This window comes from Azospirillum brasilense (assembly GCF_001315015.1).
In the GTDB taxonomy this organism is placed as follows: Bacteria; Pseudomonadota; Alphaproteobacteria; order Azospirillales; family Azospirillaceae; genus Azospirillum; species Azospirillum brasilense.
In genome coordinates this window covers 912,191-927,603 of record NZ_CP012915.1, presented here as the reverse complement: position 1 = coordinate 927,603, position 15,413 = coordinate 912,191, and the positions used below count along the sequence as shown (strand labels likewise).

General features: G+C 70.1%; 15 protein-coding genes. 13 read left to right on the top strand and 2 right to left on the bottom strand.

The genetic code is table 11. The features are described 5' to 3' along the window. The first annotated feature begins 20 nt into the window (after positions 1-20). The 12 genes from AMK58_RS17955 to AMK58_RS17900 all read left to right on the top strand — a co-directional run bounded on the left by AMK58_RS17955 (position 21) and on the right by AMK58_RS17900 (position 12,648). Entirely contained in the window at positions 21-1,040 is a 1,020-nt protein-coding gene (locus AMK58_RS17955; RefSeq protein ID WP_059399249.1) for a zinc metalloprotease HtpX, read from the top strand. Between the two features lie 155 nt (positions 1,041-1,195). Beyond that, positions 1,196-3,169: a PP2C family protein-serine/threonine phosphatase gene (locus tag AMK58_RS17950; protein WP_059399248.1), complete on the top strand. Its 1,974-nt coding sequence runs from the start codon at positions 1,196-1,198 to the stop codon at positions 3,167-3,169. A 204-nt stretch (positions 3,170-3,373) separates the two neighbouring features. Next, positions 3,374-3,949 (top strand): cytochrome b, encoded by a 576-nt coding sequence (locus AMK58_RS17945; protein ID WP_079284964.1) that lies wholly within the window; start codon positions 3,374-3,376, stop codon positions 3,947-3,949. Positions 3,950-4,212: 263 nt separating this feature from the next. After that, complete coding sequence (locus tag AMK58_RS30585; protein ID WP_158283095.1) at positions 4,213-5,997, top strand: autotransporter domain-containing protein; 1,785 nt, start codon at positions 4,213-4,215, stop codon at positions 5,995-5,997. A 130-nt stretch (positions 5,998-6,127) separates the two neighbouring features. Beyond that, the gene (locus AMK58_RS17935) at positions 6,128-6,955 is read left to right on the top strand and encodes a universal stress protein (protein ID WP_035679175.1); all 828 of its coding nucleotides are present in this window, start codon (positions 6,128-6,130) and stop codon (positions 6,953-6,955) included. 92 nt (positions 6,956-7,047) lie between these two features. Beyond that, on the top strand, positions 7,048-7,299 hold the full coding sequence (locus AMK58_RS17930; protein WP_035679176.1) for a hypothetical protein: 252 nt from the start codon (positions 7,048-7,050) through the stop codon (positions 7,297-7,299). A gap of 167 nt (positions 7,300-7,466) precedes the next feature. After that, entirely contained in the window at positions 7,467-7,658 is a 192-nt protein-coding gene (locus tag AMK58_RS17925) for a DUF2934 domain-containing protein (protein WP_035679177.1), read from the top strand. 33 nt (positions 7,659-7,691) lie between these two features. Further along, entirely contained in the window at positions 7,692-8,099 is a 408-nt protein-coding gene (locus AMK58_RS17920) for an Hsp20/alpha crystallin family protein (RefSeq protein ID WP_035679179.1), read from the top strand. An 11-nt stretch (positions 8,100-8,110) separates the two neighbouring features. Next, a complete protein-coding gene (lon, locus tag AMK58_RS17915; RefSeq protein ID WP_236778222.1) occupies positions 8,111-10,528 on the top strand; it encodes an endopeptidase La in 2,418 nt (805 codons plus the stop codon). 92 nt (positions 10,529-10,620) lie between these two features. Continuing rightward, on the top strand, positions 10,621-11,454 hold the full coding sequence (locus AMK58_RS17910) for a DUF2076 domain-containing protein (protein WP_059399247.1): 834 nt from the start codon (positions 10,621-10,623) through the stop codon (positions 11,452-11,454). 177 nt (positions 11,455-11,631) lie between these two features. Next, positions 11,632-12,165, top strand: coding sequence for a MarR family transcriptional regulator (locus tag AMK58_RS17905; protein ID WP_035679196.1), 534 nt, complete (start codon positions 11,632-11,634; stop codon positions 12,163-12,165). 78 nt (positions 12,166-12,243) lie between these two features. Further along, a complete protein-coding gene (locus AMK58_RS17900) occupies positions 12,244-12,648 on the top strand; it encodes a NifB/NifX family molybdenum-iron cluster-binding protein (protein WP_035679199.1) in 405 nt (134 codons plus the stop codon). A gap of 4 nt (positions 12,649-12,652) precedes the next feature. On the opposite strand, the gene AMK58_RS17895 is transcribed toward AMK58_RS17900, so the two are convergent. Next, positions 12,653-13,345 (bottom strand): sensor histidine kinase, encoded by a 693-nt coding sequence (locus AMK58_RS17895; RefSeq protein WP_035679201.1) that lies wholly within the window; start codon positions 13,343-13,345, stop codon positions 12,653-12,655. A gap of 445 nt (positions 13,346-13,790) precedes the next feature. Between AMK58_RS17895 and AMK58_RS17890 the strand changes: the two genes are divergently transcribed. After that, entirely contained in the window at positions 13,791-14,612 is an 822-nt protein-coding gene (locus tag AMK58_RS17890) for an esterase-like activity of phytase family protein (RefSeq protein WP_236778221.1), read from the top strand. A gap of 33 nt (positions 14,613-14,645) precedes the next feature. On the opposite strand, the gene AMK58_RS17885 is transcribed toward AMK58_RS17890, so the two are convergent. Next, on the bottom strand, positions 14,646-15,227 hold the full coding sequence (locus AMK58_RS17885) for a LabA-like NYN domain-containing protein (RefSeq protein ID WP_035679202.1): 582 nt from the start codon (positions 15,225-15,227) through the stop codon (positions 14,646-14,648). Between the last annotated feature and the right edge of the window lie 186 nt (positions 15,228-15,413).

Sequence of the window (15,413 nt, the reverse complement as noted above, 5' to 3'; positions counted from 1 at the left end):
TCAGGGAGGAAGCCCCCGTCATGCCGCACATGCCTCGGTCCTTCATGCCCACCGATCAGGCCGTCGCCGACCTGAGGCGGCGCCACAAGATCGCGAACGTGTTGCAATCCCTCCTCCTGCTCGGCGGCATGGTGCTGCTGCTGGCGCTGTGCGGGATGATCCTGGCGGGGGTTGAGGGGGTGCTGTGGGCGCTGCTTGGCGGCGCCATCAGCCTGCTGTTCAGCCCGCGCCTGTCGCCGCGCATGGTGCTGGGCATGTTCGGCGCCCGCCGCCTGACCTATGCGGAGGCCCCGGTCCTGTTCGACGCGCTGGCCGCCATTGCCCGGCGGGCGGAGCTGCCCGCGGTGCCGGAGCTGTGGTACGTCGCCAGCCCGGCGCTGAACGCCTTCGCCGTTGGCAGCCGCCGCCGGTCGGCTATCGCGGTCACCGACGGGCTGCTGCGCGCGCTCAGCCTGCGCGAGCTGGCCGGGGTGCTGGCCCACGAGGTCAGCCATGTGCGCAACAACGACCTGACCGTGATGGGGCTGGCCGACACGGTGACCAGCCTGACCCGGCTGATGTCGGTCTTCGGCATGGCCTTGCTGATTCTCAATCTGCCGCTGCTGATGATGCGGCAGGAGGCGGTTCCCTGGCTGCTGGTGCTGCTGCTTATCGCCGCACCCTGGATCGGCGTGCTTCTGCAGCTTGCCCTGTCGCGCACGCGGGAATTCGACGCCGACCTCGACGCCGCCCACCTGACCGGCGACCCGGAGGGCGTGGCCTCGGCGCTTGCCCGGATCGAGCGGCTTCAGCACAGCCCGTGGGAGGGGCTGCGCTTTCCCGGCCGCCGCCGGGCGCAGAACATCCCGTCCCTGCTGCGCACCCATCCGGAGACCGAGGAGCGCGTGCGGCGCCTGATGGCGCTGCGCACCCCGCCGCCGGTCCTGCCGGGGCTCGACGCCCACCCTCTGCACGCCCACCCTCTGCACGCCCGGCCGCACCTCGCCATGCCGGCGGCGGTGCGGCGCCCGCGCTACCGGATCGGCGGCTACTGGTACTGAGGTTACAGGACCGGCGTCCGCCTCTCCTGGACTCACGCTGCCCGGCTGGGTAGAACCGACGGGCGCGGTCGGGCAATTTTCCCAAATCCCAGGCTTGTCCGGGGACGGCGGAGCGCCCGCGGCGGTCGGTTGGCTACAGAAGGCGGGTCCCCTCCATGACCTTTCAAGGGCGTTTGGTCCTCCTGATCTCCGGGCTGGTGACGCTGGCGGTGGCGCTGGTTACGATTCTGCTGGCCTGGACGACCCATTCGGCGATCCAGACGCGGGTGGAAGCGGATGGCCGCGGCGCGGCGACCCTGCTGGCCCGCTCCGCCACGCTGGCGCGCGAGGTCCCGCGCGACGTCGAGGCGCTTCTGGGCGACCGGCTGCTGTCGGAGGCGACCCTCGCCGCCCACCTCGTGGCGGTGATGGAGGCGGGCAAGGCGCCGGTCAAGGCGGTGACCGACCGGCTGAAGGCCGTCGCGGATGGCGGCGGGCCGGACGAGATCTGGGTCACCGACAACCGGGGCCGCGCCTATCTGCACAACATCCCCGGCCCCGACATCACCTTCGGCCCCGACGCCCGTGCGCAGCCGCGCCAGGCGCCCTATTACGGCCTGCTGAACCGCGCGCCGGAGAAGGTGGTGACCGACGCCGCCACCGAAGGCGGCAAGCTGATGAAGTTCGCCGGTGTGGCGGGCGTCGACAAGCCGCGCATCGTCCAGGTCGGCGCCGACGTGCGCCGGCTGGGCGACATCGCCCGCAAGGCCGGGGTGGACGGCGTGATGGCCTCCCTGCTGGCCGGCGGCACGGTGGAGGGCGCGTGGCTTCTGGAGCGCGACGGGCGTCTCGCCGTGCACGCCACCGGCCCCAGCGCCGGACCGCTGTCGGAACGGGCAATCGAGGCGGCGAAGGCCGCGGCGGCGGCCGGTGAAACCGGTCTTCTGCGCGAGGGCGACCGGCTGACCGCCTTCGCCCCGGTGCCGGCGGTGGCGGGGCAGGGGGCGGGCATCGCGGTGGTCCGCCTGCCGGCGGAGGACCTGTCCTCGGTGGTCGGGCGCCATGTGAAGATCGGCGTGCTGGTCGGGCTGCTCGCCCTGGCGGCGGGCGTCTACGGCGCCGTCCGCTTCGCGCGCAGCCAGATGGCTCCGATCGAGCGGCTGGGCGAGGCCGTCGCCGCCGTCGAGGCCGGGCGCTTCAACCCCTTCACCCTGAACGAGGCGATGGAGCGCAACGACGAGATGGGCCGCCTCGCCCGCGTCTTCCGCAGCATGGCGCTGGAGGCGTCCTACCGCGAGGAGACGCTGGACGCCCAGCTTCTGATGCGCACGGCCGAGCTGGAGACCCGCACCGAGAAGCTGGCCGCCGCCGAACATCTGATCGAGGAGGAGCAGCGCGCCGCCCGCGACGTGCAGGCGAACCTGCTGCCGCAGCAGCTTCCCGCCGGGCGCGACAGCCAGTTCTTCGGCCTGCTGGTCCCCGGTCCGGCGGTCAGCGGCGACTTCTACGACGTGATCGAACTGGACGAGCGCCAGTGCCTGCTGGTGGTGGCCGGCGTGTCCGGCTGGGGCGTGCCGGCGGCCTTCCTGATGCTGCTGGTGCGCGGCGCGATCCGCGAGGCGGCGGCCCGGCCCGGCATGACCCCCGCGGCCATCCTGGCGGCGGCCAACGACCGGCTGTGCGGGCAGAGCCCCTTCGACGGTTTCGCCACCGCCTTCGTCGCCCTCTACGACCGTGAGACCGGGGCGCTCAGCCATTCCAGCGCCGGCAACCGCGCGCCCTGCCGCATCCGGGCGGACGGCAGCGTCCTGACCCTGGCCGACGCCGGCGGCCCGGCGCTGGGCGTGCGCAAGGGCATCCCCTACGGCGAGGCGGTGGCTCGGCTGGAGCAGGAGGACACGCTGTTCCTGTGCACCGAGGGCGTGCTGCGCGCGGTGAACGCCCAGCGCGAGCCGTTCGGCGAGGAGCGTCTGGCCGCCGTCCTGCACCAGGGTCGCGGCCTGTCGGCGCGCGACCGCTCCGAACTGCTGCTGCGCGCGGTGGAGGCCCATGTCGGTCCGGGCGGCCAGACCGGCGACATCGTCTGCCTGACCGTGCGCCGCCTGCTGCCCGCCGCCGAACTGGCGCCGGAGTCCGAAGCGACGGTGTGACGCCCTTCGGCGACGACCGGCGGCGAGAACCTTCCCACTGTTCGGGGTGACCCGGCTGGCCCGCCGGGTCATCCGTGCGACCACGGCGCGGACCAGCCCTGCACCCCCATCTCAGTCCTGGGTTCCGCCGTTCAGCTTGGGTTCAGTCGCCCCCGGACAGGATCGGCAGGACTTGCCTGTTTCTGCCGATGAGGGGGACTCCCAATGTCCAACGCCTATTCCGAGGCCGCCGCTAGGCCGCCCGTCAAGACCCGCTACGACGGGGTGATGCTGTTCCTGCACTGGAGCGTCGCCCTGCTGATTCTGGTGGCCTTCGCCATCGCCCAGGGGCGCGGACTGGTGCCCCGCGGGCCGGAGCGGACCGCCCTGATGGACCTCCACCGTTCGCTCGGCGTCCTCGTTCTGGCGCTGGTGGCGCTGCGCATGGTCTGGCGCGCCGTCAGCCCGCCGCCGCCGATGCCTTCCGACACCGCGCCGCTGCTCCTGCTGGCGGCCAAGGCCGGGCATCTGGCGCTCTACGCCCTGATGATTGCCGTGCCGCTGGCCGGCGTGCTGATGACGCAGGCCAACGGGCATCCCGTTTCCGTCTTCGGCCTGTTCACGCTGCCCGCGCTGGTCGGTGAGGACAAAGCCTTCGGCCACACGCTGGAGGAGGCCCACGAGTTTCTCGGCACCGCCATCATCGTGCTGGCCGGCCTCCACGCGGCGGCGGCCCTGGTCCACCAGTATGTGCTGAAGGATGGGACGCTGAACCGGATGCTGCCCTGGGGAAACCGCTGAACTGAGAAAAGGGCGGACGGCGCGGACACCGGGGTGCCGGTGGGCGCCGCCCGCCGAGTGGTGAGGTCCTGCCTCCTCCATGGATGGACCCATGCTCGGGTCCCCCATGGTCTGATGAACCCGCCCAAGCGGCTTCTCTTCCCGACGCAATGGCGGTACCGCCCCCCGCTTTGACGCACCACTCCTGTTTTCCGGCTGTCCAGCGGGGAGGTGAGGCGGTGACGGGTAAGGCGATTCGTATGGCGGCGGGAGCCGCGTTGCTGATGTCGGCGCCCGCCGGGGCGGTGCCGTTCGACCGGGTGTTCGTCTTCGGCGACAGCCTGTCCGACACCGGCCGCGTCTATGAGCTGACGCGCGGCGGCATTCCGCAAAGCCCGCCCTATTACGACGGGCGTTTCTCCAACGGCCCCGTCTGGGTCGAGCGGCTGGCCCCGCTGATCGGCAGCCAGCCCGACCAGAAGACCAACTTCGCCTATGGCGGTGCCGAGACCGGGACCCTGTCGCAGACCGGCGTTCCCGGCATCCAGGGGCAGGTCGGTCAGTTCCTGCTCAGCCGCCCGAGCGGCACCGGCGGCGGACTGTTCGCGGTCTGGGCTGGCGGCAACGACTATTTCAACCGCGTCTCCGCCGGTTCGGACCCTTCGGGCCTCGTCACCCAGACGGTCGGCAACATCGTCACCACGGTGGAGCGTCTGGCGGCGCTCGGCGGGAAGACCTTCCTGGTGCCGAACCTGCCGGACCTCGGCACCATCCCGGACACCCGCAATTCCGACCGCGCCGCCTTGCTGAACGCCGTCACCGCCTCCCACAACACGTTGCTGTCGCAGGCGATGGCCGACGTGGAGAAGCGGCTGGGAGTCACCGTCGTGGTGGCTGACGTCAACGCGCTGTACCGCGCGGTGGCGGCCAACCCGACGGCCTATGGCTTCACCAACACCGTCACGCCCTGCCTGTCGGACAACGCGCCGACCGGCGCCTGCGGGACCGAGGCGCAGGCCGACCAGACCGTCTATTGGGACGAGATCCACCCGACCCGCGCCGCCCATCTGCTGATCGCGCAATACATGCAGGGCGCCCTGCTCGCGCTGAACGACGCGGCGGAAGCGGTGGCAATGCAGCCGGAACTGGCCTTCGAGGCGACGCGGAGCTGGCATCGCGCTCTGCTCGGCTCCATCGCCGGCCCCGCCGCCACGCGGGTGGAGGCGCCGCTCGGCAACGGGGAGCTGAGGGCGTTCCTGATCGGCGACGCCGCCTGGGGCCGTCTCGGCGGCACGCCGGAGCGCCAGGGCTTCCGCTTCAACACCCAGTCTGGCGGCGTCGGCGCCGAACTGCCGGTCGGGTCGGCCTCGCGCGTCGGGCTGTCGGTCGGCGGGTCGCGCGGCCGCGCCAAGCTGGACGAGGGGGCGGGCACGCTGGACATGACCAGCACCATCATCGGCCTGCACGCGGTGACCGAGGCGCGGGGCTTTCAACTGGCCGTGGCGGGCAGCGTCTCCTTCGACCGTTACGGCGACATCGACCGGACCACCGGTTTTGCGCCGTTCCCCAGCGCCTCGGCGGACACGGACGGGCGGACCTACGCCCTGTCGGTCGCCGGGGGCTACACGGCGCAGCTCGGACCGGTGGCGCTGGGGCCGCGGCTGGGCCTGCGCTACATCCACACGCGCATCGACGGCTATCAGGAGAGCGGCGCCGGTCTGCTGTCGCTCGGCGTCGAGCGGCAGAGCGCCGAATCGCTGGAGAGCAGCGTCGGGGCCGAAGCCTCGACCGTCGTGGAGATCGGACGATCGGTGCTTCAGCCCAGCCTGGGCATCGCCTGGGAGCACCAGTTCGCCGAAGACGCGCGCACCGTCACCGTCCGCCTGCCCGGCGGGGCCGCCAACAGCGTAAGCCCCAGCGGCGACGGCCGCGACTCCCTGGTGATCGGCGTCGGCCTGTCGGCTCAGCTTTGGCAGGCGGTCGGCGCCACGGTGGGCTACCGCGGCGAACTGTCGGGAGCGGATGGCCACAACCACGCCTTCACCGCCCGCTTGCGCATGAGCTTCTGAAGAAACGCCTATTCCATCCTTCCGGAAGGCTTTTTCCTGCTGGCGTTGCGGCGCCGCAAGAGGAACAATCGATGCAGGCGCGTCGCCCCCGGGGCACGCCCGCCCGAACAAGAATAACGGGAGGATTTTCATGGCCTACAAGCACATCCTCGTGCATCTCGATTCCGGACCGCAGGTGGAAACCCGCCTCGACGCGGCCATTGCGCTGGCGAAGACCAGCGGCGCCTTCCTGCGCGGCCTGTTCGCCCAGCCGGACCGCAGCGCCACCAGCGTCATCGCCCGCCGCTCCAGCGACCATCTGGAACAGGCCGCCGCCCGCAGCGAGGCGATGTTCCGCGACAAGCTCCAGGCGTCGGGCCTGCAGGGCCAGTGGCACGGCCTGACCCACGGCGAGCACAACCACGTCATCCGCGAGGTCATCATCTGGTCGCGCTTCGCCGACCTGACGGTGCTGGGCCAGTTCGACCGCAGCGCCCCCGCCGACGGCGTGGCGCCGGAAGAGCTGAACGAGCAGGTGGTGCTGAACTCGGGCCGCCCGGTGCTGGTGCTGCCCTTCGCCGGAACCTTCCCGGTGATCGGCAAGCGCGTTGCCGTCGCCTGGAATGCCGAGCGCGAAGCCGCCCGTGCCCTGGCCGACGCCATGCCCTTCCTCCAGGTCGCCGACGAGGTCACCGTCATCACCGTTCTGACCCAGGCCGCCCCGCCGGCCGGGACGGAGCCGCAGCGCATCGGCCTGCTCGACCATCTGGCGCTCCACGGCGTGTCGGCCGACCAGACGCATTTCACGGTGACCGACATCGGCGCCATGGACGCGCTCCTGGCCCGCAGCATCGATTCCGGGGCCGATCTGCTGGTGATGGGCGCGCACGGCCATTACGGCTTCCCCTTCCTGCACCGCGGCGGCGGGACGCGCCATGTCCTGCGCACCTGCCCGGTGCCGCTGCTGCTCTCCCACTGACGCCGTCCGGTTGACGGAAACAGGCGGCGGGCTTTCCTCCGCCGTGCCGGGCGGCCATGTAGAGGCTTCCCGGCACCGGCTGGAGAGCGTGCATGTCCTGGCTCCGCGTCTTCCTGATCGCCTGTCCCGTCATCGTCCTGGCGGCGCTGTTCGCCGCCTGGGCAGCGACGGGCTTCGACCTGTTCGGCCTCAGCCTGCCGGGCCTGCTCGCCCTGGTCGGCGGCGCCGTGCTGACCAGCGCCGTCGCCATCGGGCTGATGGCCCTGGTTTTCCTCAGCAACCGCAGCGGCCACGACGAGGCGGCGGGCCGCCCCGACCCCACGGACGGGTCGGACCGGCTCTAAAGCCCTGACCCCGAAATGGGCCATTGGCCCTTTCTTCCGTCTGATGTCCGCATGGTCGGCGGAACGCCTGCGACTCCCCACCGTTGCTGAAGGGACGAAAAAGCCCCGGTTCTTGCGGCCGGACGGGCCATGCCTGCGGCCGGGGCGGGAAGGAGGGGAACGCCGCGATGGACGAGCACCGCATCCGCCACCGTGCCTACGAGATCTGGGAGCAGGAGGGGCGCCCCGAAGGCCGCCGCGCCGAGCATTGGGAACGGGCCTGCCGTGAACTCCAGGAGGAGGACGAGCGGGCGAAGGAGCAGGGTCCCGAACCGCGCAACCTTGCCCAAGCCTCCGCGGATACCGGCGCCGGCATCTGACGTCCATCACACCCATTCCTCCAAGGAGTCGCCATGCCGCCCCGCCGTGATCCTGCGTCCTTCATGTGGTCGGAGGCCGTCGAACTGCTGGACCGTGCCGAGCGGCTGCACCGCCAGTTCTTCCGCCCGGCCCCGCCCGGCCCGCGCCGCGCCTGCTGGACCCCGCCCATCGACGTCTACGAGACGGAGGACGCGGTGACCATCGTCGTCGCCCTTCCCGGCGTCGGCGCGGAGCAGCTTCACGTCGCCGTCGAGGACGGCGTTCTGGTGGTTGCCGGGGAGCGGACCCTGCCGCTGGGCTGCGACGGGATCATCCACCGCCTCGAGATTCCCCACGGCCGCTTCGAGCGGCGGCTCGAGCTGCCCGCCGGGGCCTTCCGCATGGGACGGCGCGAGCTGTCGGCGGGCTGCCTCGTGCTGACGCTCGACAAGATGGGATGAAGGACGTTCGAATGACTGATGAGCACGCTGCCGAAGCGACGCCGGCTCCCCAGACGCCATCCGCATCGCCGCCTGTCTCCGGGCTGCCGGAGGATGTGATCCCGGTCATCCCCGTCCGGAACCTCGTGCAGTTTCCGGGGGTGGTGCTGCCGGTGACGGTCGGGCGGGCGCGCTCGGTCGCCGCGGCGCAGGAGGCGGCCCGCACCGAACGGCCGGTCGGCATCCTGCTCCAGCGCGACGAGGCGGTGGAGGACCCGACCGGAGCCGACATGCACCGTGTCGGCACGACCGCCAGCATCCTGCGCTACGTCACCACGCCCGACGGTTCGCACCATCTGGTGTGTCAGGGACAGCAGCGCTTCCGCATCGTCGAGTGGGTGCCGGGCCATCCCTTCATGGCCGCCCGCGTCGAGATGGTGGAGGAAAGCGACACCGCCACGCCGGAGGTCATGGCCCGCTTCCTGAACCTGCGCAACGAGGCGGTGGAGGCGCTGCAACTGCTGCCCCAGGCCCCGCAGGAGCTGCTTGCCGCCGTTCAGGCGCTCGAAAGCCCCGGCGAGCTGGCCGACATGACCGCTAGCTACATGGACCTGAAGCCCGCCGAGAAGCAGGAGGTGCTGGAGACCATCGACCTGCCGGAGCGGCTCGACAAGGTCGGCGCCTTGCTCGCCCGGCGCATCGAGGTGCTGCGGCTGTCCCGCGACCTGCGCGAGCGCACCCGCGAGGCGATGGACGAGCGGCAGCGCGAATACCTGCTGCGCGAGCAGCTGCGCGCCATCCAGAAGGAGCTGGGCGAGGCCGACGAGGGGCGTCAGGCCGAGATCGGCGAGCTTCAGGACGCCATCGCCAAGGCCGGGATGCCGCCCGATGTGCGGGAGCACGCCGAGAAGGAGCTGCGCCGGCTGGAGCGCATGCCGGAGGCGGCGGCGGAATATTCGATGGTGCGCAGCTACCTGGACTGGCTGATCGAAATGCCGTGGGACCGCCGGTCGGAATCCCGCATCGACATCGCCGAGGCGCGCCGCATCCTGGACGAGGACCATTACGGGCTGGAGAAGGTCAAGCGCCGCATCCTGGAATTCCTGGCGGTGCGCAAGCTGAACCCGGAGGGGCGCAGCCCCATCCTGTGCTTCGTCGGCCCGCCGGGGGTGGGCAAGACCTCGCTCGGCCAGAGCATCGCGCGGGCGACCGGGCGGGCCTTCGCCCGCGTCTCGCTGGGCGGCGTCCATGACGAGAGCGAGATCCGCGGCCATCGCCGCACCTATGTCGGGGCGCTTCCCGGCACCATCGTCCAGGCGATCCGCAAGGCCGGGACGCGCGACTGCGTGCTGATGCTGGACGAGATGGACAAGCTGGGGCAGGGCTTCCACGGCGACCCCTCGGCCGCCCTGCTGGAGGTGCTGGACCCGGAGCAGAACGCGACCTTCCGCGACCATTACCTGGGCGTGCCCTTCGACCTGTCGAAGGTGATGTTCATCGCCACCGCCAACATGCTGGACACCATCCCCGGCCCGCTGCGCGACCGCATGGAGGTGATCGAACTGTCCGGCTACACCGAGGATGAGAAGCTGGAGATCGCCAAGCGCTACCTGCTGGCCCGTCAGCTCACCGCGAACGGGCTGACGGCGGAGCAGCTGGAGATCCCCGACGACACGCTGCGCGCGATCATCCGCGACCACACGCGGGAGGCCGGGAACCGCCAACTGGAACGGCTGATCGGCGCGGTCGGCCGCTACGCCGCCGTCCGCATCGCCGAGGGCGAGGTCGAGCGGATGCGGGTCGAACCGGCGGACCTGACGGCGATCCTCGGGCCGCCGCGCTTCGAGAACGACGTGGCGATGCGCACCAGCGTGCCCGGTGTGGCGACCGGCCTCGCCTGGACACCGGTGGGCGGCGACATCCTGTTCATCGAGGCCAGCCGCTTTTCCGGCTCGGGCCGGCTGATCCTGACCGGCCAGCTGGGCGAGGTGATGAAGGAGAGCGCGCAGGCTGCCCTCAGCCTCGTCAAGTCGCGGGTGAAGGACCTTGGCCTCGACCCGGAGGGGCTGGACCGTTTCGACATCCACATCCACGTCCCGGCGGGAGCCATCCCGAAGGACGGGCCGTCCGCCGGGGTGGCGATCTTCACGGCCCTGGTGTCGCTGCTGTCCGGGCGCTGCATCCGCTCCGACACGGCGATGACCGGGGAGATCAGCCTGCGCGGTCTGGTGCTGCCGGTCGGCGGCATCCGCGAGAAGGTGGTGGCCGCCCAGCGCGCCGGCCTGAAGACGGTGATGCTGCCCGCGCGCAACCGCAAGGACTTCGACGACATTCCGGCGGCGGTGCGCGAGCGGCTGAGCTTCGTCTGGCTGGAGCGGGTGGATGACGCCGTCCGCGCCGCCCTGGTGTCGGAGCCCTCCGTGGAGGCGGCGGAGCGCAAGGCCGGTTAGCGTTCTCCGCAGGGGCCGGGACCCTTGCGCACCGGGGGTGCGGTGCGCCACATCAATGGCGCGCCCGCACGGAGCGCGCACAGGAGACGATCATGACGCCCGAGGAACGCACCCTCCTTTCCGATCTGTTCACGCACCTGCGCGAGGTGGAGAACCAGCCCCGCGATCCGGAGGCGGAACGCTTCATCCAGCAGATGATCCAGGGCCAGCCCGCCGCCGCCTACTACATGGCGCAGTCGGTCCTGGTGCAGCAGCAGGCGCTGACCGCCGCCCAGCAGCGCATCGAGGATCTGGAGCGGCAGGTGAGGGAGGCGCAGTCCCGCGCCCAGCAGACCCAGCCGCAGCCGTCCGGCGGCAGCTTCCTGTCCAACGCGCTCGGGCTGGGGCGCAGCCCGTGGGCCGGTGGGGGCAACCGTCCGGCTGAGCCGCGGCCTGCGCTGATGCCCCCGTCGCCCCAGGGGCCGGCCTACAACCCGATGCAGCCACCGCCGCGCAGCCCGTGGGGCGCCGCTCCGCAAGCCGGCGGGCAGCCCGGTTACGGCCAGCCGGCCTATCCGCCCCAGCCCGGCTACGCGCCGCAGCCCGGATTCGGCCCACAGGGATACGCGCCGCGCGGCGGAGGGTTCCTGAGCGGTGCCGCCCAGACCGCGGCCGGCGTGGCCGGCGGCATGCTGGCGGCCAGCGCCATCTCCTCGATGCTCAGCCATTCGCCGGGTCCGTTCGGCGAGGCCGCCGCCGCCGCGGGCCAGACGGCCAGCCATGGCGAGACGATCATCAACAATTACTACGGCGACTCCGCTGACCAGGGCGCGGACCAGGGCTTGCCGCCAGAGGATAACAACCTCCAGAACGTCGACTATCAAACCGACGATTCCTCGTTCGATGACGGCGGCGACGACGGTGGTGGAGACGACAGCTGGATCTGACCATATCCAGTCCTTGCCTTATCCAGTCTTTGGCGAAGGCGCACCAACCTTTGGAAAAGGTCCGGTGCGCCTTCGTGCCGCCATCACAGTTAATATAAATTAAACAGTTAGGTCCCTACGGTGCGTCGGGCAAGGAAGGCCGTGCTCCCCCCCGATCCCCACGCAGACCCGAGGCCCATGACGACGCTCGTTCAGCCCCAGCCGACCGAAGACGCCGAGCGCAACGACGCTGAGCGCAAGGCCTCCGCGACCCAGATGTACCATGAGGTGGCGCGGATCATCGAACGGATGCACCGCCGCTTCCTCGACGTTCTGCGAATCGAGCTGTCCCGCATCGGCATCGACGACATCAGCCCGGTGCAGGTGATGATGCTGCTGAACATCTCCAACGGAGAGATCAGCGTGCGCGACCTGATCGAGCGCGGCTATTACCTCGGCTCCAACGCCTCCTACAACCTGAAGCAGCTGGTGGACAGCGGCTATGTGGACCGCTCCGCCTCGCCGCGCGACAAGCGCGCCGCCCGGCTGAAGCTGTCGCCTCGGGGGCTGGAGTTGTGCGAGCGGCTGCGCCACATGGCGTCCGTCCATTCCGACGGTCTGATCCGCACCGAGGGCGACAGCCAGGACTTCGAGGTCACCTACCGCACGCTGCGTCGTCTGGAGCGCAAATGGACGGACGTCATCCGCTCCGACGAAACCGAAATCCTCTGACGCGCATTGACCTCCCTCAGTGCGCGCGGCGATACGCTATGCCACGGTAAGGCCGCAGGGTCTTTATGGGGGTGTGGGATGAGGTTCGCCGTCGGCACGCAGGATTACCGCAGCATCGCCACCCATGGCGGCCGCACCCGTCGCTTTCTGGTCTTCGAGGCCGAGGCGGGCGGCGAGCCCGTCGAGATCAATCGGATCGAACTGGCCGAGGACGAGGTCCTTCACCTCGCCGGTGACGGGAGACCTCATCCGATCGACGCGGTGCGGGTGGTCATCACCGGCTCCTCCGGCGAGGGCTTCATCAACCACATGAAGCGCCGCGGCATCGAGCCGGTGACCACGCTGGAGACTGATCCGGTGCAGGCGATCCGCGACTGGTTCGCGGGGACCGTCAAGACGGCCCCGCCGCCCGAGCATCCACACGAGCATCATGACCACGGCCCCGAGAACGCCCCGCACGAGTGCCACGGGGCGCCGGCCTGAGTCGTCACACAGGGAAGGACACGCTGGCGGTGGTGCCGGCGGCGTCGCTTTCCGTGTTCAGCGTGTCGCCGAGCTGGGCAGCCAGAGCTTCGGCCAGCATCAGCCCGTCTTCGGCCGTCGTGTCGAAGCCGGCGGGCAGGGCGCGCCCGTTGTCCTCGACGATCAGGCGGGCGCGCCCGTTGTTCTCCTGCATCACCGACACGCGGATCCAGCCTTGCTCCGGAAAGGCGTGGTGCAGGCTGTTGGTGATCAGCTCCGCGGTGATCAGGCCCAGCGGCATGGCCTCGTACAGACCGATCTGGATGGGATCGCTCTTCACCTCGATGGGCACGTTGGCGAGGCCGCCGGGCGTCCCGTGCTTCACCGCGTCGGCGAGCGATTCGATGTAGCGGCCCAGATTCACATGGGTCCCGGTGCCCGACTCGTGGAGTTGCCGATAGAGGATCGCCAGCGCCTCGATGCGGACCAGAGTCTGCTCATAGGCGGCGCGGGCATCCGGGTCGCGGATGCGGCCCGTCTGAAGCTTCAGCAGGCTGATGACGAGCTGGAGGCTGTTCTTGGCCCGGTGCTGAAGCTCGCGCAGTTCGGCCTCCAGCTCGCGGATGCGTTCCGCGATTGGGTCCTCCGGCGCTCCCGAACCGGTGGCGGGGCGATCAGCAGGCAGGGCGACCGGCTGGAACCGGAGGGGATTGGGCATCACGCAATTCTCGGCTGAGGCTGGGCAACGTTTTACTTAGGTACAGAACAATTTATGCGCTTGAACCCACTCCCGAATTGGTTCTGAGGAAGTACCCCTCTGCGCATATCCAATTCGTTCGTTCACGTTCGGACGGAGAGGCAGGGCTTATGAGCCCGGCGGACGAACGGTCGGATTCACGGGCAGGCGGGGCAAGCCGGAAAATGCGTTTCCCCGGCCACCCTGTCGTGGCATGAGTGCCGCCATGCGTTTGAGAACCCTTGTGATTCCCTTTTGCGCCCTTCTGGCCGTGGCCGGCGGCTGCGCCGCGGTGGCCGGAAACGGGCGATCGGCCGAGTCCTCCGTTCCAATTGCGCTCGACCCGGACCGCCCGGCTCTTGCGGAAGTCGGCGCCTTGCGATTTCGTGGCGCCCTCCGTCTGCCCGATGGGGCGGGCGTAGGGGGCTTGTCCGGTCTATGGGTCAGCGACTCGGGGGACCGTTTCGTTGCCGTTTCCGACAATGGCAAGAGCGTCACGGGGCGGCTGTCCTACGACGCCCAGGGACGTCTGGTGGGCGCCGGACATTATGATGTCCGTCCCCTGATCCTCGATAAGAGCCTGGACTACCGCGGTCGGCTCAACGACTCGGAAGACCTCATCCGCCTCCCGGACGGCGGCTGGCTGGTGCCGTTCGAGCGCAACCACCGCATCCTCCGTTACGACGGCGCCGACCGTCCCGAGGGAACCCCGCGGAAGCTTCCGGTGCCGCCCGGTCTGGAAAACGCCCCCGCGAACGGCGGGGTCGAAGCGCTGGCCGCGCTGTCGGACGGCCGTATCCTGGCCATCGAGGAGGGCGACGACGACGGTGTCCGTGAACGCCACGCCTGGATCGCTCCCGCCGATCCGAAGGCGCGCGGCGACTGGCAGCCGCTGACCTACCGCGCGGCGCCCCGCTTCCGCCCCACGGCGGCGGCGCCCTTGCCGGACGGCGGGGTGCTGGTGTTGGAGCGGCGGGTGTCCCTGCTGGGAGGTTGGGCGGCACGCATCGTCCATGTGCCGGCAGACTCGCTGCGCGGCGGCGCGACGATGGATGGGGTGGAACTGGCGCGGCTGGAGCCGCCCCTGCCGACCGACAATTTCGAAGGACTGGCGGTGCGGCCCGATGCGGGAGGCGGCCTGTTCGTCTACATCGTTTCCGACGACAACCGCAGCCCGCTCCAGCGGACCTATCTGATGATGTTCCAACTTCCGGCCGGCGCTCTGAAAGCCACCGTCGCGGGGCGCTGATCGGAAAGCGCCCCCCGCGGTGAGCGGCACCGCTCAGAAGTTGGCGTAGGGGCCGCCCTGGCTGGGCATGTCCGGAGCGCCCGGCGCGCCGGGGTTGCCCATCGGCTCGCGGTGATGATGGACGCGGGCGATGCTCGGGGCGAGGTCCTGAAGCTCGATGAAGTTGTCGGCCTGACGGCGCAGCTCGTCGGCGACCATCGGCGGCTGGGAGCGCACGGTGCTGATGACGCTGACCCGAACGCCCTTACGCTGCACCGCCTCGACCAGCCGGCGGAAATCGCCGTCGCCGGAGAACAGCAGGATGTGGTCGACGCGCTCGGCCATCTCCATCACGTCGATGGCCAGCTCTATGTCCATGTTGCCCTTGATCTTGCGCCGGCCCGAGGCGTCCGTGAATTCCTTGGTCGGCTTGGTCACCATGGTGTAGCCGTTGTAGTCCAGCCAATCGACCAGCGGGCGGATCGGCGAGTATTCCTGATCCTCCACCAACGCGGTATAATAGAAGGCGCGCACCAGTCGCCCCTCAGAGGCGAAGCCGTCGCGAAGACGCTTATAGTCGATATCGAAGCCCAGAGACCGGGCGGCTGCGTACAAATTGGCGCCGTCGATGAACATCGCCAGACGCTCTTCCTTATAAAAGAGCTTCGTAACATCTTTCGGCAAAGTCGTATTCCGATCCAATTCCGTAATCCTTCCACGATGGATTGAATTATATGTCAGGCATACGCGAAATTGCGATTCACCAGATAAGTAAAGTAGGCGGTCGTCTACGCGCGAGCAAGGGGGAGCGCGGGCGTGGTC